Source organism: Rhizorhapis suberifaciens, from assembly GCF_014200045.1.
Lineage (GTDB): Bacteria > Pseudomonadota > Alphaproteobacteria > Sphingomonadales > Sphingomonadaceae > Rhizorhapis > Rhizorhapis suberifaciens.
This window is the reverse complement of sequence record NZ_JACHOV010000012.1, coordinates 36,796-60,262: the sequence shown is the minus strand read 5'-3', so window position 1 is coordinate 60,262 and position 23,467 is coordinate 36,796. Positions and strand designations below refer to the sequence as shown.

At 60.9% G+C, this 23,467-nt stretch carries 25 protein-coding genes and 1 pseudogene; 12 read left to right on the top strand and 14 right to left on the bottom strand.

All coding sequences use genetic code 11. The features are described from left to right. Positions 1-105 precede the first annotated feature (105 nt). The 6 genes and pseudogenes from HNQ99_RS14395 to HNQ99_RS14370 form a co-directional block, all read right to left on the bottom strand. Positions 106-2,323, bottom strand: a pseudogene (locus tag HNQ99_RS14395) (VirB4 family type IV secretion/conjugal transfer ATPase); the annotation flags it as partial. A 28-nt stretch (positions 2,324-2,351) separates the two neighbouring features. Continuing rightward, positions 2,352-2,696 carry a type IV secretion system protein VirB3 gene (locus HNQ99_RS14390; protein WP_184476872.1) on the bottom strand — a complete coding sequence of 115 codons (345 nt, stop codon included), beginning with the start codon at positions 2,694-2,696 and terminating at the stop codon, positions 2,352-2,354. Positions 2,697-2,756: 60 nt separating this feature from the next. Continuing rightward, positions 2,757-3,134: a TrbC/VirB2 family protein gene (locus tag HNQ99_RS14385; RefSeq protein ID WP_246415011.1), complete on the bottom strand. Its 378-nt coding sequence runs from the start codon at positions 3,132-3,134 to the stop codon at positions 2,757-2,759. Beyond that, positions 3,134-3,814 (bottom strand): lytic transglycosylase domain-containing protein, encoded by a 681-nt coding sequence (locus HNQ99_RS14380; protein WP_184476870.1) that lies wholly within the window; start codon positions 3,812-3,814, stop codon positions 3,134-3,136. The genes HNQ99_RS14385 and HNQ99_RS14380 overlap by 1 nt, the downstream gene beginning before the upstream one ends. Continuing rightward, a complete protein-coding gene (locus HNQ99_RS14375; RefSeq protein ID WP_184476869.1) occupies positions 3,814-4,191 on the bottom strand; it encodes a hypothetical protein in 378 nt (125 codons plus the stop codon). The genes HNQ99_RS14380 and HNQ99_RS14375 overlap by 1 nt, the downstream gene beginning before the upstream one ends. A gap of 105 nt (positions 4,192-4,296) precedes the next feature. Next, on the bottom strand, positions 4,297-4,587 hold the full coding sequence (locus tag HNQ99_RS14370; protein ID WP_184476867.1) for a hypothetical protein: 291 nt from the start codon (positions 4,585-4,587) through the stop codon (positions 4,297-4,299). Positions 4,588-4,677: 90 nt separating this feature from the next. Between HNQ99_RS14370 and HNQ99_RS14365 the strand changes: the two genes are divergently transcribed. The 4 genes from HNQ99_RS14365 to HNQ99_RS14350 are packed head-to-tail and all read left to right on the top strand — an operon-like array spanning position 4,678 to position 6,769. Then, positions 4,678-5,562: a DUF7146 domain-containing protein gene (locus tag HNQ99_RS14365; RefSeq protein ID WP_322790378.1), complete on the top strand. Its 885-nt coding sequence runs from the start codon at positions 4,678-4,680 to the stop codon at positions 5,560-5,562. Then, the gene (locus HNQ99_RS14360; protein WP_246415010.1) at positions 5,559-6,158 is read left to right on the top strand and encodes a thermonuclease family protein; all 600 of its coding nucleotides are present in this window, start codon (positions 5,559-5,561) and stop codon (positions 6,156-6,158) included. Before HNQ99_RS14365 ends, HNQ99_RS14360 begins: the two co-directional genes overlap by 4 nt. A gap of 60 nt (positions 6,159-6,218) precedes the next feature. Further along, positions 6,219-6,476 (top strand): type II toxin-antitoxin system ParD family antitoxin, encoded by a 258-nt coding sequence (locus HNQ99_RS14355; RefSeq protein WP_184476865.1) that lies wholly within the window; start codon positions 6,219-6,221, stop codon positions 6,474-6,476. Beyond that, on the top strand, positions 6,473-6,769 hold the full coding sequence (locus HNQ99_RS14350; protein WP_184476863.1) for a type II toxin-antitoxin system RelE/ParE family toxin: 297 nt from the start codon (positions 6,473-6,475) through the stop codon (positions 6,767-6,769). The genes HNQ99_RS14355 and HNQ99_RS14350 overlap by 4 nt, the downstream gene beginning before the upstream one ends. 587 nt (positions 6,770-7,356) lie before the next feature. On the opposite strand, the gene HNQ99_RS14345 is transcribed toward HNQ99_RS14350, so the two are convergent. The 3 genes from HNQ99_RS14345 to HNQ99_RS14335 form a co-directional block, all read right to left on the bottom strand. Further along, positions 7,357-8,385 (bottom strand): serine/threonine-protein kinase, encoded by a 1,029-nt coding sequence (locus tag HNQ99_RS14345; RefSeq protein ID WP_184476861.1) that lies wholly within the window; start codon positions 8,383-8,385, stop codon positions 7,357-7,359. After that, the gene (locus HNQ99_RS14340; protein WP_184476859.1) at positions 8,385-8,858 is read right to left on the bottom strand and encodes a hypothetical protein; all 474 of its coding nucleotides are present in this window, start codon (positions 8,856-8,858) and stop codon (positions 8,385-8,387) included. The genes HNQ99_RS14345 and HNQ99_RS14340 overlap by 1 nt, the downstream gene beginning before the upstream one ends. 131 nt (positions 8,859-8,989) lie before the next feature. Next, complete coding sequence (locus tag HNQ99_RS14335; RefSeq protein ID WP_184476857.1) at positions 8,990-10,291, bottom strand: HEPN/Toprim-associated domain-containing protein; 1,302 nt, start codon at positions 10,289-10,291, stop codon at positions 8,990-8,992. 418 nt (positions 10,292-10,709) lie between these two features. Between HNQ99_RS14335 and HNQ99_RS14330 the strand changes: the two genes are divergently transcribed. From HNQ99_RS14330 to HNQ99_RS14295, 8 genes are all read left to right on the top strand, one after another. Next, a complete protein-coding gene (locus HNQ99_RS14330; protein ID WP_184476855.1) occupies positions 10,710-11,606 on the top strand; it encodes an ArdC family protein in 897 nt (298 codons plus the stop codon). Then, complete coding sequence (locus HNQ99_RS14325) at positions 11,594-11,995, top strand: hypothetical protein (RefSeq protein ID WP_184476853.1); 402 nt, start codon at positions 11,594-11,596, stop codon at positions 11,993-11,995. The genes HNQ99_RS14330 and HNQ99_RS14325 overlap by 13 nt, the downstream gene beginning before the upstream one ends. A gap of 126 nt (positions 11,996-12,121) precedes the next feature. Continuing rightward, positions 12,122-12,322: a DUF7673 family protein gene (locus HNQ99_RS16695; RefSeq protein ID WP_246415009.1), complete on the top strand. Its 201-nt coding sequence runs from the start codon at positions 12,122-12,124 to the stop codon at positions 12,320-12,322. Positions 12,323-12,624: 302 nt separating this feature from the next. Beyond that, positions 12,625-13,023: a DUF3768 domain-containing protein gene (locus HNQ99_RS14315; RefSeq protein ID WP_184476851.1), complete on the top strand. Its 399-nt coding sequence runs from the start codon at positions 12,625-12,627 to the stop codon at positions 13,021-13,023. A gap of 109 nt (positions 13,024-13,132) precedes the next feature. Further along, positions 13,133-13,390 (top strand): hypothetical protein, encoded by a 258-nt coding sequence (locus HNQ99_RS14310; RefSeq protein ID WP_184476849.1) that lies wholly within the window; start codon positions 13,133-13,135, stop codon positions 13,388-13,390. Positions 13,391-13,444: 54 nt separating this feature from the next. Next, a complete protein-coding gene (locus tag HNQ99_RS14305) occupies positions 13,445-14,128 on the top strand; it encodes a hypothetical protein (protein WP_184476847.1) in 684 nt (227 codons plus the stop codon). Positions 14,129-14,417: 289 nt separating this feature from the next. Then, positions 14,418-14,609 carry a hypothetical protein gene (locus HNQ99_RS14300; RefSeq protein ID WP_184476845.1) on the top strand — a complete coding sequence of 64 codons (192 nt, stop codon included), beginning with the start codon at positions 14,418-14,420 and terminating at the stop codon, positions 14,607-14,609. A gap of 46 nt (positions 14,610-14,655) precedes the next feature. After that, positions 14,656-16,488 (top strand): ParB/RepB/Spo0J family partition protein, encoded by a 1,833-nt coding sequence (locus HNQ99_RS14295; protein WP_184476843.1) that lies wholly within the window; start codon positions 14,656-14,658, stop codon positions 16,486-16,488. A 151-nt stretch (positions 16,489-16,639) separates the two neighbouring features. On the opposite strand, the gene HNQ99_RS14290 is transcribed toward HNQ99_RS14295, so the two are convergent. The 5 genes from HNQ99_RS14290 to HNQ99_RS14270 form a co-directional block, all read right to left on the bottom strand. Further along, the gene (locus tag HNQ99_RS14290) at positions 16,640-17,830 is read right to left on the bottom strand and encodes a GIY-YIG nuclease family protein (RefSeq protein WP_184476841.1); all 1,191 of its coding nucleotides are present in this window, start codon (positions 17,828-17,830) and stop codon (positions 16,640-16,642) included. Further along, complete coding sequence (locus HNQ99_RS14285; protein WP_184476839.1) at positions 17,823-19,889, bottom strand: DEAD/DEAH box helicase; 2,067 nt, start codon at positions 19,887-19,889, stop codon at positions 17,823-17,825. Before HNQ99_RS14285 ends, HNQ99_RS14290 begins: the two co-directional genes overlap by 8 nt. 11 nt (positions 19,890-19,900) lie before the next feature. Then, positions 19,901-20,221, bottom strand: coding sequence for a type II toxin-antitoxin system YafQ family toxin (locus tag HNQ99_RS14280; RefSeq protein ID WP_184476837.1), 321 nt, complete (start codon positions 20,219-20,221; stop codon positions 19,901-19,903). Continuing rightward, positions 20,205-20,483, bottom strand: a complete 279-nt coding sequence (locus HNQ99_RS14275) for a type II toxin-antitoxin system RelB/DinJ family antitoxin (RefSeq protein ID WP_246415008.1) — start codon at positions 20,481-20,483, stop codon at positions 20,205-20,207. The genes HNQ99_RS14280 and HNQ99_RS14275 overlap by 17 nt, the downstream gene beginning before the upstream one ends. A 66-nt stretch (positions 20,484-20,549) precedes the next feature. Continuing rightward, positions 20,550-23,318 carry a class I SAM-dependent DNA methyltransferase gene (locus tag HNQ99_RS14270; protein ID WP_184476835.1) on the bottom strand — a complete coding sequence of 923 codons (2,769 nt, stop codon included), beginning with the start codon at positions 23,316-23,318 and terminating at the stop codon, positions 20,550-20,552. Between the last annotated feature and the right edge of the window lie 149 nt (positions 23,319-23,467).

Here is a 23,467-nt window from a genome sequence, read left to right as displayed (position 1 = left end):
GGAACCCATGCATGTCAGGAGCGAGACTCCCATCACGAAATAGCGAAGTTTCTTGGGGCTCATGGGACTTCTCCTTTCAACTTGAACGTCGGCGCTGGTGGAAGATTGAGCCGGATCGCGGCCGTGTTCGGCGATCACATCACAGGCAACCGCGGTCGTTTCCGCGCGGCCTGACAACACGGCCAACTCGTTGTCGAGGCCGGTCAGATCCAGTTCCACGACGACAGAGTCATGCCCCTGCTTCACGAGGAACTTGTGCGATTCTTGGCTGAGCTCCTCGCGGATCAGCGCGAATTCGGCATCCGTCATGGAGAATCCGTCGATATAATCGCGGCGCTGTCCGTTCGGATTGGGCAGCATGATCTTCGTTGCCACCTGCTCCAATATGGAGTGGCTGATGTCGCTCTTAAGCGCGTCGCCTGGGGATTGGGTCGCGAACACCATCAGCGCATTGCGCTTGCGGTACGTCTTCAACCCGTCCTGGGCGAAGCTGCGAAACGCATTGTCCCCGAGCGCCTTCCAGAACTCGTCGATCACGATCATCGTGCGGTCGCCGGTCAACATCTTGTCGATCCGGTGGAACAGGTAGAGCATCAACGGCGCGCGGATATCGGCGTTGTCGAGAAAATCGGTCATGTCGAACCCGATGAACCGGGCATCGAGTGTCATTTCGTCTTCCGCGTTATCGAATGCCCATCCCAGCGCGCCGCGCGAGGTCCATTTCTCCAGTCTCGCGCCAACACCGCCCTCGTCGGCCATGCCGAGCATCGTGCGCAAAGCATCGAGCGAGCGCGCCGCTCGGGGCAGCTTCATGACGGCGGCAATGCCATCATCAATGCGCCTTTCCTCTTGCACGGTGATCGGCCGTCCTTCGGCGCGGACGAGCTGGCGGACCCATAGCGACAACCAGGCCCGATCCTCTGCTGTATTGGCCAGCGCCTTCAATGGAGCGAAGCCGGTGGGCGTGCCGTTGGCGAGCATGAGATAGGTGCCGCCACTCGCCAGCACGAAAATCTGCGCGCCGCGATCCTTATCGATGAAGATCTGTCGCGCGCCTGTCTTTTCGGCCTGCGCCATCAGGAAGTTGAGCAGCACCGTCTTGCCGCCGCCTGTCGGGCCGATAACCATCGTGTGCCCGACGTCGCGCTTGTGGAAGCTGAAGAAATAGGGGCTGCGCGCGCTCGTCTTGAGCAACGCGATGGCTTCGCTCCAATGGTTGCCGGTGGCGCGGCCCGCGGGGTAGGTGTGGAAGGGCGCGAAGGCGGCGAAGTTGAGCGACGTGATCGGCGCGGGCCGCGCGCGCGATCGACATGTGGTCGCGCAGCGATTTCAGGCTTCCGCCATAAACGGCGAGGGTGAAGTGATGATCGCCCAGCACGAAGCGGTTCGACATGAGGTCGTCCGCTGCGTCGACCAGATCGTGCATCTGGCTGATGGCCCGATCGTCGGCATTCTCCATCTGCCGCTGCCGCAAGCGAAACCGTTCGGCCGCGGTGGCGCGGCTCAGGAAAGTGAAGGATTGCGTGAGGACGAAGCCGAAATCGACGGCCAGCAGGGGTTCAAACTGGCGCGGTGTGGTGAAGGCCGGATACTCGCGGATGCCGAATATGCCGCCGAATGAGCTGCGGTCGGCATCGCGAACCTCCACCGTCTCGCCACCAAAGATGACCCGTTGCCGATAAAGGGCGCTGCCAAGATGGCCCCGGATGATCGGCACGCGCCGATGACGCCCCGTCATCACCATTTCGGCGACTTCGAGCGGTTCGGAGAATTTGAGGCCATTATGCCCATAGATCGCGAGCCGGCGCGGCTCGCAACGCGCCATCAGCTTCTCAAAATCGCGGGCCTTGTCCTCGAGAAACTCGATCAGATCCTCATCCACGGCGTCGGCCGCTGACAGGGTCTTGGCCTTGGACCGGAACAGATGGATCAGCTTGTCTGCGCCATGCACGGCGGGACGCGCGAGGATGGTGACGAAGAAGCGGTTGATGAACATCCGCTCCCGATTGATCCGCGCGAAATAGGCGGCATCGAGGTCGCGGGCGAATTTCGACCGGAAATTGCCGCCGGGATATTGCTCGACCCGCGCCCTGACCAGATGCGTCCAGATCGACAGGCGATCGTCGTGCAGGTTGCGCAGCATCCCGTTGAGCTTGGAATGCCAGTCATTGAGATCGCGAACATCGGCCGTCTCGAAAGCGCGGCCCTGCAACTCAAAGGTGAGCAGACAAGCACCGGAATCTAGAACGATCATCTCGTCATTGATGTGCCGCGCATAGGGCAGGAACTTGGTAGGCAGCACTTCCTTGAGCGCTACCTTCATCGGCACCTGGGCCGAAAGACGATCCACTCTAGCCACGGCGCCCGAAGCCCTTGCGGGCAATGCCCTTGAGGGGGAGGGGCGTGTAGCTCGACCCACCCCAGAAGGTGCGATTGCGGTTCGCCGCCTTGGTGCGGAAGAACAGGAACATCAGCCTGAAGGCGTTGACATCCTGACGCACCACGAGGCGGGCAAGGCCATAGCAAACCGCGCCTGTGACGAGCGCATAGACGGGGTTGTTGGTGCCGATCAGGACACAGGCCGATACCAGCAGGATGGGCACGGCCGCTTCGATCGGGATGCCCGCCCACAGCGCTGGCCGTGTCACCGCAAGGAACAGCGTGTTGCGCGCTATCTCCTCTCTCTCATCGGCCATGGCCGCCTCCCTGCCAGCGTTCAATGCTGCGGCCTGATGCGCCGTCGGGCCGCCGGTCCATCAGGCTGAGCCTGCGATCTGGTCCACGATCCACGGCGCCGAGAAGATGATCGCGATACCGATGATGACTGTCACTAGTGCGCCGGTGTTGACCCGGCCCATCAACCATCCTGCGCCAGCGACAATGACGGCGATGACCGCAATGGCGCGGAGCAGGCCGTTGCTGAGCAGGCCCAGCACATTGTTGGCGAAGCCCTCCAGATTGGCGGATTGGGCGAATGCCGGGTCCGGTGACACGAGCGACGCAAGCCCCGCTACGGCAACGGCGGCGGCGATCGTCGCCGTCCTGCGCTGGCGCGGCGACATCGCCGCCACATGGCGTTGAACTGTCGATCGCGCGGATTTCGCCGGCTTGTCCATGGATGCGTGTGACTTCATCAGCTTCCTCCTGTTTCGGCGCTCCGCGCACGCTCGTAAGCGGCTCGGGAAAAGACATCCCAGGCCGGGGGTGGTGGTGATGCTGCCCGCGCGGGCATGGCTTCGGGCATATTCTCCGCGACCAGTTCAGCCAGCATATTGGCTGGCGGCTTGATCGCTGCATCGGCTTGTACGGGCAGGGCAGGGGGCGCATAGGCGGCAGGAGCGATCCCGTCGGACACGCCGGCATTGTTCAGCACGCGGCCGACATAGCCGTTGCGAAAACCCCGCGTTCTCGAGCCGGTATTGTACATGGACAGGGCGACCCGAAGCGCCTCTTGCGGCATCCTTCCGTCGCGGACCTGACGATAGTTGCCCGCCAGCACTTTTCCGGCAGCGCCGATGTTGATGCAGGGATCGAACACATTGCTCCACGTCAGACCCAGGGCAGACATATTGTTGGATTTGATCTGGCCAAGGCCAAGATCCACCGAATGGCCTTGCGCGATATAGCGGCGTGCGACGCGTGAGGCCTCGACGGCATTGGTCGGCCGCGCGGGTTGACGGGCGACCCCGTTGACGTTGAGCGCGAACGGATAACCCTTGCTCTCGGTGTGCACCACGGCGGCGATGGTGGAAGGGGCCACGCTTGGTGCACATTGCGCCGCAAGGCCCAAGATCGCTGCCGTGGTGAACTGCATTATAGCGGTCCTCCCGGATTGGCTGTGGCTTCCGCCTGTGCCACGTCGGCTTGGGTCGGGACTGTGTAGGTGGTGCGGCTTCCGTCACGCATGGTCATCACGACGAAGCCAGGACGAACGCTTTTCGGTTTGGTGTATTTGGCCGCGGCGACGCCGCCTGCGGAGCATGTCGGGAAACCGCCGCCCAATGCCAGGCTCCGCAACAGTTTGCGGATAGGAGCGACGCACTGGGCATATTGCATCCAGCCCCCCGGATTGCTGGCGCACAACAGCACTTCACAAGCCCAACTGCTGTCGGCGGCGCGTGCCGAGGTTGGTGTTGCCGATGCCAGCAGAAACGTGATTGCTGAGACCAGATTGGACGAGCGATTTAGCATGTTTTCACCTCTCTTGTGAAAACACCTTAAATCGCTTTTTGAGCTCTGCCTAGACTGCGAAGGACTCGCAATACGGGTTTCTGCCGTCTCGCCTTCCATTCTGCGTCAGAAACGGGACGGGTCGTTCCAGTGGGGCGATGGGTTGACGCCGATTACGGAAGCGTAGCCATAGGCCGCCACGATGTGCCGAATGGCCGAGGAAACCTTTGAATAAACACGAATTCTTTTTTTGTCATAGAGGGCGACATGGAAAGCAGCGGACCCGCGCCAGCTCACGCGGACGTTGATATACCACTTGCCGTCGTCCTCGCGCTGATGCACCTGGACATCGGTGATCGTGCCGGCGACCGGACGCTGCGATGTCAGTTCGCGCTCCAGGATCAGTTCGAGTTCCATTTTCCCCCTGTAGCGATTTATATCATTTTCGCTGGATAAAATTATGTGTTTCGGTTAGTATAGGATAAGGGGCAAGCCAGAGGAGGTCCAGTGAGCGGACGAGATCCCGATGCCGTTGCCCGCGATGCCGATCGCATCGTGCGACAGCTTGGCGGTAAATGGCATGGTGATTACGCCATGTGCCGATGCCCAGCCCATGCCGATGGCGATCCCAGCCTTTCAGTGCGCGTGGGCCAGCGCGCGGTTCTGTTTCATTGTTTCGCGGGTTGCACGTCCGACGCGATCGTGGATGCTCTACGCACAGGCAATTTCGCTGCCGCGCGCGATCATGATCCGGGGCAGCGCCATGAAGGAGGGAAGGGCGACTTCAACAAGCTCGCCCTGTCGATATGGCGATTTGCCGATCCCTTCGCTGGCAGCCTGGCCGAACGCTATCTGCGCACGCGCGCCATTACTCCCGTTGGCATCAAGGCTCGTTTCGACGCGCGCTGTCAGTTCGGCGCCGGGGACGAGAAGGCGTTTGCACCCGCGCTGATTGTGCCCGTCGAAGAAGACGCCGGCGTTGTCGCCATCCATCGAACCTTCCTGCGCGCCGATGGCACCGACAAGGCCGAGATTATCAAGCCCAAGCGAATGCTGGGCAATCCCGGTGGCGGGGCGGTGCGCTGGGGCGGTATCCCCGCCAATGGCGTCCTGCGCCTTGCCGAAGGGGTCGAGGAAGCGGCCAGTGTGATGAACATGCTGGAGCCGGAAACCTTTGTCTGGCCGGTGTTGGGGATCGAGCGATACCAGACTCTCAATATTCCCGAGAGCATCCACACCATCATCATCTACAGTCAGCATGGGGCCGAGGCCGCGCGCGCCGTCAAACGCGCAGCGCCGCACCTGACGGCCAATGACCGCCAGCTCAGCGTGAAGCTGCCGCCCCATGCTGGCGACTGGAATGATCTTTTGCGTGAGATCCGCGCGCAATGAAGCTGTTTCCTGGCCTGCCCAATCACCAGCGGATCATGATCGCGGTGATGTTCGGGGCAGTGTCCGTCTATGCGCTGGCGCAGCAGAAAGAGCAGGTCGCGCATATCACGTCGTTGCGGCTCAATGATGCACGGCCGCGTGTCGTGGACGGTGATACGCTCGACGTGTCGGGGTCGCGGGTCCGGATTGTCGGGATCGACGTGCCGGATGATGATCGGCTGCGGCTGAAGCAGCTTTCGACGCTGACGATGCAGGGATTGGCGGAGCGGGATGGCGGCGTAGAATGCGCCACGAGCCTGTTCGATTTTGCGCTGAGGCGGGAGAGGCAGTGCCGCAGTCCGGCGACGAGCTATGGCCGGTTGAATCTGTCATGTCGGTTCAAGGCAAATGGTGCGAGCGTGGCCGCGACGATGGTGGCCCAGGGCTATGCCGTGGATTATCGGAGATATTCGGGCGGGGCCTATGTGAAACTGATGCAACGGGCAGCGCAGCAACGGCTTGGTTTGTGGGGGCAGGACTATGAAGGGATGCGCCAACTGGCGATCGATCGGGCGACCTTGCCTAGCGGTTGTGGGGCCAATTCCATCAGGAAGTGACGACCCTGCTTTATCAACTGTTGATAAGCTGCTATATCCCCCGTCGAAAGGAGACGCTGCATGATTAGCGCGGATCTCGGGCAGCAGCTTGAAAGTTTCGTTGCGGGCCTCGTCGCGACGGGGCGCTACAACTCCAAGAGTGAGGTTCTCCGTGAGGGGGTGCGGTTGATACAGGATCGCGAAGCGCGTCTTGTCGCGCTGGATTCCTCAATCGCGCGTGGACTTGCCGATGCCGATGCGGGGCGCACCAAGCCGGCGGGCGAGGTGTTCGACCGACTTGAAGCCAAATATCGCGCCATGGATTCCGGCGACGAATGATCGTCCATCTGTCGGCCGAGGCCGAATATGATCTTGAGACGATCGGTGACTATATCGCCCGGGACAATCCGGTGCGGGCCTTGAGTTTCCTGCATGAACTGCGAGCCAAATGCCTTGGTCTGGCGGAGATGCCGGAGCGGTTTCCGCTGGTCCCCCGTTTTGAAACGTCCGGCGTACGCCGGCGCGGGCATGGCGATTATCTGATCTTCTACCGTGTCGAGACTGAAAAAGTGGTCATCATTCACATTCTGCACGGCGCTCAGGACTACAGCACGATCCTCTTTCCCTCCTGACTGGCCGTTGCCTTCGGCCCGCGCTCTATTCCGCCCCGTTCCGGCGCTCCACGGAACCCCGCCACGGGTTTCCGCCCATTCGGGTGACGATCGACTAACGGAGCAGGGGGAGCCGATCGGCCTGGTCGACTTGTTCAAGTGGAGGCCTGACCGGCAGCTTCCGGGAACGTACGATAGGATAGCGGCCATTCCTGAAGGTTGGCCGCCGCACAGGCAGAAGCGGGCACCCCATTTTTACCGGATTACGCGACGGCGACTTGCGCAGTCGCAGCACCCGAGGGGTGGTACGCAAGGCGTGCGCCCCTTGACATATGCACTCGGATGATTCACGTTTTGTTCACAACCTGGCATGAAGATGGCGAGGAGCCCATGAGCCGGAAGTCACCCAACCTGACCTTGAGTCTGCCCCAGTGCCCACATTGCGGTCGACATTGGCGCCCAGCGCAGGGCGCGGTGGCTGACGCGGCGCACTGCAGGAAGTGCTCGGCCGAGCGTCAGGCGGTGGCTGCGCCACGGTTGGGCCTCACGCCCATCACAGCCGCTGATCTGACGGGCAACTACCTGCTGCCCAGGCACCTGAGGCCGCGCTAGCCGAAGAAGGCTTCGAGCCCCTTCACGGCCGCAGTACGACCGACCACGCCGCCCGAGCCCGCGAGACGCTTGTTTCGCCCCTTGCCGATGGGCTCGCTCCACGCCTCCCACTCATTCTTGCGCGGCGAGATCCGCCTCCATTCCACGACGACGCGGCGCGCGCCCTTTGTCTTCTCCCAACGGATTAGGTCCGTCGTGACGCTCGTCTCCCAGATTGGCGACGTGGGGAGGTTCGCCAGCACGTTGAGCGCCTGAGCTGCGTTCTGGCATCGGGCGTCGTCGTCGTCGTTCAGCATCTTGCGGATCGCGCGGCGCCATGGCTTCGAGACGTGGGGTAGCCATGTCAGCGTGTCGGCGAAGCCACCATCCTTGACGATGTCGCGGGGGTTGAGCGCTTCCTCGTACCAGACCTTCCCGTGGAGCAGCCGATATAGCGTCATTCCAATCGCCCAGATGTCCGATTTCGCGCTGGTGCCCTTACCGTTCCAGACCTCATAGGCGATGTGGTCGCTGTAGCCCGCCTGTGATGCGTAACCTAGGACGAGCTCGTCGGTGACGAGACCGAAATCGCTGATCTGAGCCTCGGCCTTGCCATTCAGCAGAATGTTCGCCGGCTTGATGTCCCGATGGACCATTCCACGTGAATGCATGACCCCCAGGCCCATGAGAACCTCGGTGCCGACCTTGCGCACCGCGGAAAGCGTCATGGGCCCGTGCTCGAAGGCCGACTGCAGGGAACCGCCCGGGCAGAACGCCATGCAGATCACCACGCTGTCACCGTCCGGCGCCTCGACGACATGATGCACCTGGACGACGTGCCGATGGCTCGCTTTCGCGAGATTCTTCGCCTCGGCCAGATAGCTTGCCTTATAGCCGGGCCACGTGGCGTCGTCGTGGAACCACTCGCGCTTCAGCACCTTCACGGCTACCTGGCCATGCGCCGGATCCTCTCCTTGGAAGACCTCGCCGAAATGACCATTGCCGAGCTTGGCGCCGAGCTTTAGGTCGGAGACGTAGTTGGCCATCAGGCGTTCCGCGCCGCTATCAGGAGCATCGTCGCTTCCCGGCTGAGCTTCCGCAGGGAGCCGCCGGTGGTCTTGTCCGTCCAGAAGGCATCGTCGCCGACGTATTCGTCGACCTTGCGATCACCATAGGTCCTGCTAATCACGGCTTTCGAGAGTGCCTTCACGGGGCATTGCGAGGCGGCGGCCGCGATCACGATGCCCCTGACCTCGGCGCTGAGGAGAAAGCCCAGCGTGGCGGAGCCCTTCCCCGCGACGGCGCTGGCCTTCACCACCACGGCATCGATGCCATTTTCCTTGATATAGTCGGCGCACTGCTGGTGAAGGAAATTGTAGGCGGCCGCCCGGTCGCCCTTTTGTACCTTCCAAGTATCATCCGACTTGATGATGATCGGTCCATCGTCATCCGGTATCTCGGCATCGACCGCCACAACCGAGTCTTTCGAAGCACTTAGCCCCAGCCACCGCGCTGCCATTCAGATCCCCCTATCGTTGAATCCGGTTGATACAGCACCGCCGCATCGTAGGAAATCGAGAACGTGCCGAATTCGGCCGCATTGAAATTGAACACGGCACGACGCGTGCGCTGTATCGGGCTGGAGAGGCGTCAGCTCCGGCCCGACACCAAGATCGTGGCTTCGGCAATCAGACTGTTCAGCACGGCCTCCAGCTTCGAAGTGTCGTACCCATCGCCAGCTAGATTTTCGTCCGTCTGCGCAAAGAAGTGCTTGGCGTAGGATTCCTTGAAGTCCAGCGCGCCCTGCCAAGCGTCGACCTCCTTCTTGTAGTTGCTCCACAGCACCTGCGCTGGACCATAGTCTGGTAGCGCGAGGTCTAGGTAGCATTCGATCGCGGCGGCTCGTCCGTTGATGTCGCTGGACGATATGCCCTGTGGTCCACGAGCCGGAAATGCACGGAACGCTTCCTGGTCCGGAAGCACCATTGCGCGCATGTTTTCCGGCATACCAAGATTTTGCAGGCGGCGATCGGCGTCTTTGCCTTCCGCATCATTGTCGAGCAGGAAGAGGATCTGGTTCTGGACATCGATCCGGACCAGTCCCTCGGCGAACTTCACGAGGCTGCCGGTGCCCCAGAACGGGTGACTCTCATTCACGTCGATGAAGCGGAAGAAGTCGGTCACGTCGGGGCGGAGCACGTCCAGCGCCCGTCTGACAATCCGTGCGTCAGAAGTACCTTCGGTCGCAACCAGGATACGCTTGTGCCGTGGCGCCCCCGGAACGAACGATGAGGCGTCCTCCCAGCCGTTCTTCACCAGCGGCCCGTATTGCCAGATCACCTCGGCATCGGCGTTGGCGCCATCACGGCCGAGCACCTGCAACATCGAATATGCGTCGAGAATGCAGGCCACCGAGGCGAAATAGCGCCTCTCCGACTGATCATACCCACCTAGCCAAGGGTAGGGGTCAATCTCTTTCGGGATCCTGCGGATCTCGTCCGCATGGGCGGCAAAGCGGCCTGGCGGCACCTCGGCCTCCCCTTCGGCATCAGATGCGACAACGTGATCGCCGAGGCTTGAAAGCGGGTAGCGCCGGCAGAACGCGCAGAAGTCGTCGAACGACATGAAATCGGTCGGTAGTTCGACGGATGTGACATCTTCCGCGAGCTCGATGGCGCTCTGCACCGCCGCTTCATACGCGAAGCGGGCACCGTCGAGACCGTGCCCAAGCAGGTTCAGGCGTGGAAGCACGCGCGCCAGTGGGCGCACGAACGCCGCTTCATACGGCGCAGCATCGAGCTGGTTCTGCTCGAAATAGTAGTAGTCGATCTCTTCAGCTCGGCGCCTGGCGCGATTCCCTTCCTGAAACAGGACGCCGTGATCGATCCCCATCATGTTCTTCGACCAGTCGAGGGCGATGCCCTCGACTGTCAGTTCGATTTCGGTGCCCACGTGAACTCCCCAATGTCTTGAAGAACATGCCTGCGTTGAGTGTGGAAGTCGACGGCGTCCTGCAGCGCAGCCGGGGGCCCGCTGCCAGCGATCGAGAAGCTGCCTGTCCGCTTTCGGAGCGCCGGCCAGGGCGCTCGGCCGCCCACGTGTCGGCGGCAAACCGTGGTGTTTCGCATGCATATTGTCTTCAAGGGGGACCGCCAAGGGCTGCTGCCCTTTCGTTCCCGAACAAAAATAGACCGCCCGTGTAGTCCGCCAACCCTGGGTAGCCCGCCGCCTTGCGGGCGGCGACCAGGCTAGGCGGCCGGCCCGCGCCAGCGGTCGATTTTTGCCCTCCCTCCCCATCCCGTTCCTCGCCGGAAGGGCAGAGCCGCAGGCCGCAGGCAGCGGCTTTCAGCCCGATGGAAGGAGCAAAATCATGGGACGGATCACCGAAAATCGCACCGATGTTTATCAGGAAATCACCGATCAGATGATTGCGATGATCGAGGCAGGCACAAGGCCATGGTCGAAATCATGGGCAGGCACTTCCCCCAGCATCCCGCTTCGTCACACCGGCGTTCCCTATCGCGGCATCAACGTGCTGACCCTTTGGGTCTCAGCCATGACGAAGGGCTTTGCGTCGCCGCATTGGCTCACCTTCAAGCAGGCGCTCGCCTTGGGGGGTTGCGTTAGGAAGGGCGCGAAAGGCTCTGTCGTGGTCTATGCCAACAAGGTCGAACGGACCGAGGAGAATGACGCAGGCGAGGAGGTCCGGCGCGGTATCCCTTTCCTGAAACGCTATGTCGTTTTCAATTCCGAGCAAATCGACGGGATCGAGGCCCGCTATCCGACGCCCGAACCCATCCTGAAATCCACCAATCGCGACGGCGAACTGGACGCCCTATTCCAGCGTATCACCATATCCTTGCGCCATGAGGGTTCGCAGCCCTATTACATGCCCGGCTGCGATCAGGTCGTGATGCCCGAGTTTCGGGACTTCTTCACGAGCGACGACTATTATTCCACGCTCGCGCACGAATTTTGTCACGGCGTCGGACACAGCAGCCGCTTAGCGCGCCCGACGCTCTATTCCGATAAGCGGGAGGATGTCGCCCGCGAGGAATTGGTTGCGGAGCTGGGCGCGGCATTCGTCAGCGCGGCCATCGGCATAAAGCTGCATGATCGCGAGGACCATGCCTCCTACCTAGCTTCATGGTTGACCGCGCTGCGCAACGACAAGCGCGCGATCTTCACCGCCGCGACCCAAGCTCAGGCCGCCGCCGATATGCTGCTCGGCATGATGGGCGCGGAGGCGCTGTCGTGCGCGGCATAGGCGATAATCATGGTCCTCGTCTCGATGACGAGGACCAGATACGTCCAGTGCTCGCGGCGGCCGCCAATTGCGGCGGATGCCGGCACTGGCGTCCGCCGCCTGAGCGAGACCGTGACGATTATCGCGCATTTCAGAATGGCGCGATCAAACGACGGATCGCCGAGCCGCGTGGGGCCTGCGATCGGCTGCGGCTTCGTCCCACCGGGCCGACTTCATTTTCTGCAACTGTCGAGCGGTCGCGTTGCTATAACTTCGAGCCGAAGGAGGCACCGGCCCGCGCGACGCGAGTGCGCGGATTTGTCACCATCTATGAAAATGGGCGCATTGCCTGGCAGGGGACCGAGGGGGACGAGCCAGCGCAGTATCGCCAACAGGAGTTAGACCTATGAGCCAAGTGCCCCAAAAGCGCCCGTTATCCGCGCTGTCAGTTCTGACGAGATGGGCGCGGCGATCGGCCGCCTCCTAGCCATAGCTCTTCCGTCGACCCGCGCGGCCGAACCGGCGCATCCGGCAAAGTGGCGGATTTCCTGCTTGCTTGGTGGAACGGTGACAAATGCGGCCATTTTCCGATCCTCCACTTTTGCAACGTCGATGCGGTCATTGCCGAAGATATGCTGACGATCATGGCCTATCTGGCACAGGAATCGACGGTCTATGCCGACGCATGGGGCTATCGTGACCAGGTGGGCGAGCTTTGGGAGCGATATCGCGTCTAGCGCGTGAGCGCTCGGCAGGCAGCGGACGCACTAGGCGCGGCGCCCTCGGCGGCGCCGATGCTCTCTGATAGGGCGCATTCAGCGCGGGGAACGCCAAGGGCGCCGCCCTTTCGTTCCCAAACGACAATCGACCGCCCGTGTAATCTGCCAAGGCCGGTATTGCGCCGCCTATGGCGGCGGCCGACCTAAGCAGCTCGCCCGCGCCAGCGGTAGATTCTCGCCCTCCCTCCCCATCCCGTTCCTCGCCGGAACGGCAGGGCCGCCAGGCCGTGGCCTTTCGGCCTGCGAAGGAGGACCATACTATGACCATCGAATTGCCCGACGCGGAGAAAACCGACCGCATTCGCTCGCTGAACGATACAGCGCGCCAAAACCCAGGGGTGGCGTGCCGCGCCAACATGACCATCGGCTTTGCCGCCCTTCAGGATCATGATCGTCATCGGGCGGTGCGGCAGATCATGGTTTTCGATCAGTTTGACGAGGGCAACGATCCGCACGGCGAGCATGATTTCGGCGCAATCTATCGCCTTGTTTCCGGCGAATGGGTGCAGCATCGTCCCCAGGATGAAAAGCTGATCGAGGAAACGGTTTTCTGGAAAATTGACTGTTATGACAGGGAGTTGGAATTTGGCAGCGAAGCGCCGTGGGACAGCGCCCAGACGACCCGTGTGCTGACCATCATGCTGGCCAGTGAGTATTGAAACAGGCCGCCGCCCCACGATGCGGGGCGGCGGCCTGTCCGATCGGCGCCCTAGTGATTTATTGTCTTTTCGCTCCATTTTGGATAAAGAAGCGGTAAGGATATCGACCATGCTTCATTTCGACATCGAGGCCATTTGGGCGCAGGTCAGGGCGATGGATTTCGTTCGCGGCACGCCACAGGAAGTTCATCAGTGGCGCATGGATGACGCTGAATCGCGCGCCAATCTCGCGATTGAAGATATGGCGCTGGCGTCCAACGAGGCCGAGCTTTTCGATATGCTGTTGGACGAGGCCGTTCCCCCGGCGCTTGCATCCAAGATTGTCGCGGGCCTGATCGAACGTGGCGCTGGCGAGCTTGCCGCCTGATCGACATTGGGCACCAACCACGAATCCGTTCAAGCTCGCACTGGCCCTGGAGGCATGGCGTTTCTACCTGCGCGTGATCCCCCGACCGGGCAGCGCTATCGCCTGAGCCTGAGCAAGGTTCGCGAGGAGCTTGACCGCTATCTGCCGGCGGCGCGCACCGAGGCAGCCGAGCGCCTGCAGAAGCTGGTGAACGATGGTGCGCCGGACAGTCGGATCGTCGCGGCGCGCATGGAACTTGCCTATGTCCGGCACGCCAAGGGGCCGGTCTATCAATCGCATTTGCTTAACTTTCTGGGGCAGCGTGAGGTTGAGGCGGTCATCTCCGCTGAACAGACGCCGTTGGAGCGCGTGCGCGAAATCGGCGCCGCCTTGGCGGCCCGTATCAATACGCAGCAGCTTGCGGCTATTCAGCGGGCGGTGCGGTCGCTTGAACGGCCGATCCTTCCTCCGGGCCAGTCTCCGGCGCATGAGCGCCTGGCCGACACCTTCCTGAAAAACACTCCCGACCAGAACAAGGCTGATCCCCGTCTCGCGGCCGCTCAGGATATTGTGGACAGGGCGCAGGCTGCATCGCTTGCGCGGGGTGATAGTGCGCGCCTGGTGGAAGCAGCGGGCGATGCCGCGCGCGCGTCCGTCGCTGCCAATATCCGCACGGGCAAGCCTTTTGACGAGGGAATGACCCTTCCGTCTCCCGGCGGCCCCAAACCCCCTGCCCTGGGCAAGGACCGCAGCCGATAAATAGTCGCGCGCGGCGCAGCTCGTGGCCCCGCAGCCCTTCCCCCGGAAGGTCATTGGCGCGGGGAACACCAAGGGCTGCTGCCCTTTCGTTCCCGAACAAAAATAGACCGCCCGTGTAGTCCACCAACCCTGGGTAGCCCGCCGCCTTGTGGGCGGCGACCAGGCTAGGCGGCCCGCCCGCGCCAGCGATCGATTTTTGCCCTCCCTCCCCATCCCGCTCCTCGCCGGAGAGGCAGAAGCCGCATTGCCGCAGAGCAAGCGGCTTTCAGCCGGAAAGGAGGTGAAAACAATGTCTTACACACGGTATCGAGGCGATCCCTATTGGAAGCGCGCCAAGAGCGACGGGATCAGCGTGGATGGCACCGCCTACAGCCAAGGCGACCGGGTTTTCTTCTACCCGCGCACCGGAGCGACATACGCCGGTGACAGCGCGCAGCGTGCATCAGCCGAGTTTGATGAACTGGCTGCCTTGGAGGGCTGACCCTCCCCTTTCCCCTTCAAAGACACAGAATTCAGGAGATCACATCATGGCTATCATTACCGTCAAGCTGTCGCAGCTTCGCATTTCCCCCCTCAATACCCGCCGCGTGAAACCTTCCGCGATTGAGGCGATGGCCGACGACATTGCCGCGCACGGCCTGCTACAGAACCTCGTCGCCTACGAGGAAGATGACCTTTTCTGGGTCTTTGCCGGTGGGCGTCGCTATCGCGGCCTCAAGGAATTGGTGAAGCGCAAGACGATCAAGAACAGCGATGCGTTCCCCATCGAGGTGCGGACGAAGGAGGAAGCCATCGAGCTTTCCCTTGCCGAAAATGTCGCCCGTGAGGATATGCACCCTGCTGATTGCATTCGTGCCTTTGCCGCGCTGCGCGATACCGGCATGGACGTTTCCGATATCGCCGCGCGCTTTGGCTATGCGACCAGCTATGTCTATCGGATGCTGCGCCTTTCCGCGCTCAACCCCAAACTGATCGACATACTCGCTAAGGACGAACTCACCATCGAGGCGGCCAAGGCTCTCACCCTATCTGACGACCATGCTGAGCAGCTTCGCGTGTTCAAGGCATCGAACGGCCAAGCCCATGGCATTCGGCGGATGCTGACACAGGAGAAGGTGACAACGCAGAGCGGCGCGTTCCTGTTCATTGGACGCGATGCCTATCTTGCACAGGGCGGGACGATCACCCCGGACCTGTTCTCGCAGGGTGACGAGGGTTATGCCGATCAGCCGGAAATCGTGCAGGATTTGGCCGAAGCCAAGCTGGATGCGCTGGCAGACGAATATCGTCTGGAAGGATGGTATGAGGTCAGCGCCGCGCTCGACCAGCCCTATGACCTGTATGCGAAGGGTTATCTCTACCCCAGCGAGCGCGATCCCAGCGAAACGGAAGCGGCGCGCATGGCCGAACTGGACACCCAGATCGAGGCCATTGCCGAAGCCGAAGGCGAGGATAGCGAACGCATCGAACCGCTGTCGGCGGAAAGAGAGGCCATCGTTGAAGGGCTGCGCTCCTACAATGCGGATCAGAAAGGGGTGGGCGGCGTTGCGCTTTGGATTTCTCGCGACGGTTCGGTTGCCCAGCGCATCTATCGTGCGAAGGCTGAGAGGGCATCCAAGGTGTCGAGCGTGAGCGATGGCCCTGCCCCGCTCTACCCCAACAGCCTGATTGCGGACCTGACCCGGATCAAGACGCAGATCGTGCAGGAAGCCGTTGCGGCCAATCCGGTGCTGGCGCTCGATGTTCTCTTGGACTCGCTGTCCGGTCAATTGCTGCATGGCGCGCACAGCTATCGTTTAGCGCTGGAATTGAAGGCCGAGGCCGTGGCGACCGATGTGCCCGATGAAATGATGGCGACGAGCGATGTTCGTCCGGTTGAGGAAGTCATGGCAACCCGCTTCGCTTCGCTGCCTACCGAGGGACGGTTTGAAGCAATCCGGGCCATGACGACCGACGATAAGATGGCCCTGCTGGCGGGTTTGGTCGCCATGATGGTCGACGGCACGGTGTTCGCGGGCGGTTCGCCTTCGGATCGGCACCACCAGTTCGAGCAGATCGCCAAGGCGAGCGAGGTCGAGATTGCTGATCGCTGGTCAGCTCCTATCGCGGTGTTCGACCGTATGAAGCGGGCTTCGCTGATTACTCTTTTGCGTCAGGAAACTGGTGATGCCAGCGCTGAAAATTGCGCGACCATCAAGAAGAAGGCTGACCTTGCCGTCAATGTGTCGGGCCGTCTCCCCGGCAAGTGGCTCCCGGAGCCGATGCGGATCGGAGCTTTTGCTAAGGCCGAAATGCCGGAAGGCGATAATGGCATGGTGGAGAGGAACGAGGCCGATGAGGATGCCGATGAAATGGTATGAAGGGCTGGGGGCGGCGCAAGCCGTCCCCTTCCCTACGCCTCGGGATCGGGAGCGGCGAGGCGCCGCGCTCCCAAAGTCGCGCGGCGCCGGTTCCTGAATAGTCAGATAGATTGAATTAAAGGCGGCTAATTCGCCAGATGGCACCTGAAAGTCAGGCGGAAGAGCGTGCGAACCCTGCCCGATCAGGATCGTATTGATATTCAATGATCGTACCGTCGCTGATCTTGTTCACCAATTCATCAATGGCTGACAAGGGGACAAGGAACCATTCTCGGGGCTGAACGGCTTTGCCGAAGCGGTCACCCGCAGATAGATCGAGCCTTGCCGGTGCCAGAGCGCGATGGATCAGATTTTCAAGCTTGGTCTTGTTGATATTGTACAGCCGATAGGTGGCGACAATCTCCACGTCGGCCAAAAGAAATGTCGGGTCGTTGCGCGCATTGGCGATCCGAGTTTCGACCGGCTGACCAGTGACGCCGATCTTGTGAATCAGATCGCGCCGTTCCGCGACATAGGGGTGCGCGGATTTGCTGCGCAGGACATAGATCGTGCCGCTCTCAAGGTCGTCGGGCTCAGCGATACTGCCGAAGAGCGGGCCAGCGCCTGGTTCGGTGATGCGCCGTGCAGTATCGTCTCGGTAGAGAGCCTTCTGAAAGGAGCGCGACAGGACGCTGCTTTCGGTCGCATTGTCATAGATCACGCGAACTCGACGATCCTTGCGCTCATATTGGGTGACGAATTCATCGGTGGCGCCAGCGATATAGGCCAATTGGCCACCAACAATGTAGAAACTACCCGGCTGAATTTCCGCGAGCGTGATCTCGGTCTGCACGATTGGCTTGGTTTCGCGCACGCCGGCCGCGAGGTCGACCCGCACTTGCTCGAAAAGCCTCGCAAACTCGCCGAAATCTTCGCACTTCTCGCGGTTGGCGATTTCTTCCGCAGCCCGCTTTTCAGCGCGAGAAACGACATGCTTGAGCTGGGTGATGTCGGAAGCGGGATCGGCAGCAATGCCGAGTTGCTGAAGCAGTTCATCATCGGCGAGAGTCGTGGGCGCATCTCCCGAAGACGTGCCCAGAAGCCCGCCGGTGTCCAGGTTCGCCAGAAGTTCACAGCAATCGGGTTGGGCGCGCAGGCGATCCAGACGGACGGCGTAAAGCCGTTCGAAAATGTCGCAATGCTCTCCATGCTGAGGTAGCCTGCCATGTTCGGCAACGAAGCGCTGAATGTCTTCGAACCCGGCGATGATGCGTTCATCGCGCGGCGTCAGGGCGCGCTTGCTTTGCAGCGCGGTATCAATGCCAAGCTCGGCCAGGAGCTCAAGATCAGAAAGCTCAGCCATCGGCTGCAGTCTTCGTCGCATGGCGCTGCAAGAAGGCGACGCCTTCGGCCATTTTGCGCTCCCAGGCATCCTGAGACGTCAGCGATGGCAGCCGACCGCGCTCCCGCTTGAACTCGAGCGCCCGTTCGGCCAGCGCACGGGCGTCGTCGTAGGTCAGCTTGTCCTTCTTCGCGTTGATGACCGCCTGCACTTGCAGCAGCGTCTTTTCGTCCATCGCCTTGGCGAGCACTGCATAGGTCGCGCTGAAGGGGTTGATCCGATCGATCAGGTCGATGTCTAGCTCCGTCACACTCAGCGCGAACTTGCGCACGCCGTCGATGAAGGCGGTACTGGCTTTGCCCAGTTCGTCGAGATCTTCGCCTCCGAGCGCGGCCTTTGCCTGTTGAGTGACTGTCAGCGCGGCGATCGCGTGCTGGCGCACCGCCTCCTGGTCCTCCTCGGCAAGATCTGGATATTTCTCGCGGACGATCTTGCCCATCCGCAGTTGCGTCAGTTCTTCGGGTACGACTTCGGGATCGAACATCCCGCGCTCGACGGCTGACTTGTCCTGGACAAACGCGGCTATCACCTCGTTCAGATCCTCGCGACAAATGCGGGTTGCCTCGATGCTCTTGGGCAATTTCAGGCCCTTGATCTCGAAGTGCATCTGCCCCTGCTCATTGATCCCGACGTTGGTGGCGCCTTCCTGATAGCCGTCCGGACCATAGTCGAAGCCCGGCTTTTCGCCGGCATCCTTCGGAGTAAAATCGAAGCGCGGCGCCAGCACCTGCTCCATCAGCAGGCTGGCCGCGATCGCCTTGAGATAATCGTTGATGGCCTCGACGACGAGTGGATCATCGGCGGCGGGTTCCGCGATCAGATTGGTAAAGCGGGTCCGGGTTTTACCCGGCGCATCGCGCGTGGCGCGGCCGATGATCTGGATGATCTCGGTCAAGCTCGAGCGATAGCCGACCGTCAGCGCATGTTCGCACCAGATCCAGTCGAAGCCTTCCTTGGCCATGCCCAGCGCAATGATGATGTCGACAAAATCGCGATCGCTGCGCGCCTGCGGGCTTTTGAGCGCACCAATAACGCGATTGCGTTTCGCCGGGTCATCATCGACCAGATCGGCGACCCGAACGATGCTGCCTGCTGCCGTTCGAATGAGGTGGAAGCCGGTTGCGTCATCGACCCCCACCCATTCGCCAAGGTGGTTCATGATGTCCTCGGCCTCGCGGTGCTTGTCCTTGAGGCTTTCCCGCGAATTGACCGAGGGTATGTGGACGATCGTCTTGACCGTCGGGTCGAGCAGCGCCGAAATCTTGTCGGTATAGGGGCCGGTGTAGAAACTATAGCCGATGTCGAGCACCTTTAGATGCTCGTAGCCATTGAGCTGTTGGTAGTAGGTGTAGGTAACGGTCTCAAACTTCGCTTCGTCGTCCGGCGCCAGCACGGGGATTGCGTCACCGCGGAAATAGCTCCCGGTCATCGCGACGATATGCGCCTTGTCCCGTGCGATCAGCTGGGCAAGCTGGGCGCCAAGACGGTTGCCCGCGTCGGCCGAGACATGATGGAATTCATCGATCGCAATCAGCCTGTCGTCGAAGGCCTCCACGCCGAGCTCGTCAAAGGCGAAGCGGAAGGTCGCGTGGGTGCAGACCAGAACCTTGCTGTCACTGGCGAGAAATTCACCGACAGCCTTCACCTTCGATTTCGCGACTTTGGGATCATCCGCACCTGGCGTGTTGCAGAGGTTCCATTGTGGGGCGACGTCCCAGTCGGCGAAGAAGCCATGCTTGCTCAGCGGCTCGCTGTTGAAGCTGGCACCGATTGATCGTTCGGGCACGCAGATGATGGCCTGCTTCACGCCCTGGTTGGCCAGCTTGTCGAGCGCGATGAACATGAGCGCGCGCGACTTGCCCGACGCCGGCGGAGATTTGATTAGCAGATACTGCTCACCGCGCTTGTCATAGGCCAGCGCCTGCATCGGGCGCATGCCGAATTCATTCGATTTGGCGGAAGCTCCAGGGGGAGCGACAGCGAACGAGATTGCGGGAATGATCTTGGCGGAGTCGGTCATGTCAGAACTCATCACTTGAACAGTTCGCTATGGGTGCCGGCCCGAACAAAATAGATCGTACCGCTTTTGCCGATGGTTTCGTCGAGGTTGTAGATTAGCAAGAAGTCGCCGCCTACATGGCATTCGCGGCTGCCGAGCCATTCTCCTTTCAGCGCGTGGTCCTTCCATTCGGGACCGAGCGGGGCGTCATTGGCGATCAGCAGCAGCATCGCCTCCTTCAGCTTGCCCATGTCATACCGTCCAGAGCGGGACAGCCGCTCCCAGTCTTTATGGAATGCCTGCGTATAGTCGACGGCACGCGGAATGGCCGCGCGCTTACTCGGCTTTGCCATCGAGCGCTGCAAACATCTCGTCGGGATTGGCGAAGCGGGCAGTGCGCGCTGCCTTCATCTGCTCGGCCTCCGCGAGTGCTGCGCGGGTCTCCGCATTGGGCACCTTGAGTTCGAGAGGGAACGCCTGGTCAGCGGCGATGCGGTGAAACAGCAGCCGAACGGCATCGGACGCGGTCAGGCCCATCGCCGCCAGCGCCTCGGTCGCCTTGGCTTTGAGCTCATTATCCAGTCGGATGTGGAGCATTGAACTCTGGGCGTTCATCACTGCCTCCTGTATCTCATTTGAGATATATGCGCTTTGGATGTAAGCGAGTCAAGGAATGCGCCATCAAGCCGCAGCCCTGGCTCCGGTCATCCTGGCGTAGAGCTCAAACAGCTTTTCCAGGCGCTCGGTATCGTTCTTGAACCGGCGGCCGATGTAGATCCGTTCCAGGACCTCATCGTTGCGCTCATGCGCGTGGCGGAGGTTTTCGGGCATTTTATTTTCGCCGTCCTTAACCTCATATAGGTCAGCGATGGTCGCCGGAAAATGCGCCTCGCGAGCGAGCAGAATGTCCTCGGCGCAGCGCATTAGGTCAGCTTTGTTTTGCTCGGTGAGCTTCGGGATAGGAAAGGTATTCCAGCCCATAGTGTTGGAATAGCGGTAGTCTGTCTTAAACTTCCCGCAGACCGTTGCGATCCAAATGAAGTGCAGTCGAGAGTTCAGAATCGCGATGTCCGAGATTGGGCCGTCCAACTGCGCGAATGAAAGGTTCGTGATGATTGTGCCCGAAGGTTCCAAGCCAACCGGAATAAACTGCCGCTTTTCCGAGGTCAGCACAGGAACGAGGGTTACCCTCTCAACACCCGTTTGTTTCACTTCCTGAAACCTGTGGGGTCGACCTGCGCTCGCCCTAGTCGCAGGCTTTGGGCTGGCCAATCGCATCTCGCGGACGCCATCCAGCCTGCGTTTTAGCCGTTCATCCTGCTCAGCAATTGGTGCGCCGTCGTCGCCAATCCACAGCGCATACCTGACGATTCCCTTGTTGTGTTCGTTCGCGCCGAAGACACGCTTCAGGAACCGAGAGGCCATAGGCACCTCTCTCAGCAACTGGTCGCGCTCGTGGACAGTGAGCAACAGGTGTCCACCCTCGACAGGTTTGCCGCCAGCGTCGATTTCCTGTCGTCCGTCTGGCGGCGAATTACGGGAATGGACGATGATGTTTGGCCCAGCTACGAGATAGGCGTTGATATGTGAGACTTGCTGCATAATCGGCTCGCCGATGTCGGATTCCGAAAACAGCTGCCGTGAGCTGGGCACGTCGATGGCAATCGAAATGATCGCGACGGTGACACCGGCATTGAAACTGGCAAGATTGGCCCACTTGAAACTGGTATGAGCGAAAGCGATCTCATGCCCGGTCGCGAAAATCAGAGGCCATAGGATCGGCACCTGCTGGCCCTGGCAAATGCTATTGGTTGAAACGAAAGCGGCGGCAGCGTTCGTCCGCATTCCGTAATCAGCGGCTTTCATGAACCAACCGGCAACGTAGTCTAGAGACTTCCAGTTGTTGGTGCGATGGCTGAAAATTGCCTGAAGATCGGCCTTTTGCTCGTCGGACTGCAAAGTGGAGCCGAGATAGGGCGGATTGCCGCAGATGTAAGTTTCGCCCCCTTCGTTCTCGAAGTCGATCTCTGCTTGTTGCAGGTCAGTCTTGAAAAGGTCGTCGGCCTGCAACTTCACGCCCGTGCCGGTCGGTGGACACAAATACAACCAATCGTATTGCAGCGCATTTCCACAAGTGATCCAGTTCTGGCTGTCGAGCGGCAGGAATTCGAGCAACGCCTCTTGTTGCCCACGATAGGTCACGTCACACTGAAATTCGGCGATGATCAGGGCAAGGCGCGCGATCTCCGCCGGGAAGTCGCGCAGTTCGATGCCCCGGTAATTGGTGAGGGGAATGTCGCTGCGCCGGTCCGGCTCGCCGCGGCGCCGATTGATCTCCGCCTCGATCTCGCGAATCTGCTTGTAGGCGATGACAAGGAAATTGCCCGATCCGCAGGCCGGATCGAACACCCTGATCTTCGCCATGCGTTGGCGCAGGTTCAGCAGCTTCCGGCCATTGTCGCCCGCCTCGTCAAGACTGGCGCGCAGATCATTGAGGAACAGCGGGTTCAACACCTTCAGGATGTTGGGCACGCTGGTGTAATGCATGCCGAGAGCGCCGCGCTCCTCGTCGTCGGCCACTGCCTGGATCATGCTGCCGAAGATGTCGGGGTTGATCTTCTTCCAGTTCAGATTGCCGATATGGACCAGATAGGATCGGGCGATGCGGGTAAAGCGAGGCGTTTCCGTGCTGCCGGAGAACAGCTGGCCGTTCACATAGGGAAAGCCACACGCATAGCGCGGGATATTGGCACCGGCACGATCGTCGAGCTTGGTATCCATGGCGCGAAATATTTCGCTGATCACATGCGCCGTATCCGATGAATCGCGGGCGCTGATCTGCTCGACCGTCTTGCTGAACAGGCCTTCGCCATGGAAGATGTCGGTATCCTCGGCAAAGAAGCAGAAGATCAGCCGGGCCATGAAATGGTTCATGTCCGGACGCCGCTCGGCGCTTGCCCAGTCGGGATTGTCCTTCAGCAGCTCGACATAAAGTTTGTTCAGGCGGCTCGTCGCCCGGATGTCGAAGGTGCTTTCGCGGATCTGCTTGACGGTGGTGATGCCCGCTAGCGGCAGGAACACGCCGAAGTGATCGGGGAATTCGGCATAGGTGCAGGACACCGTCTCGCCGCTGGCAAGGTCTTCCGCCTGGAACTGGTCGCCATCGGTGGCGAGGATGAACTTTGCCTTGGCGGCAGCGGTTTTCGGGCTGTCGCGCAGGGCTTTCAGCGTGTCATCGACGACGCCGCTATCGCAGGTCGCGATGTGGATATTGCTGCGCTGAAGCACGCCGCCAGGGACATCCGACGCATTGGACGCCCCCGAGCGCAGCTTCTTCAGCGTAGTTGCCTTGTTGCCGAACGCCTCGAGGAAAGCGAACGCGAATTCAGCCCGATCGAATGGCAACGCTGCCAGATCGGAAATGGCCTGTTCAATTTCTACTGCGTTCATAAATGCCTGCTTGTCTCTCAAATGCGACACTACGCTGTGTAGCGGCATAACCGCAAGCGCAGTAGCATGAGGTAAGCGGCCACGATGACACCCGCCTTTTATGCGGTTGCTTTCATCTGCTGGGCACCGGTCGTCTGGTTCCAAATCAG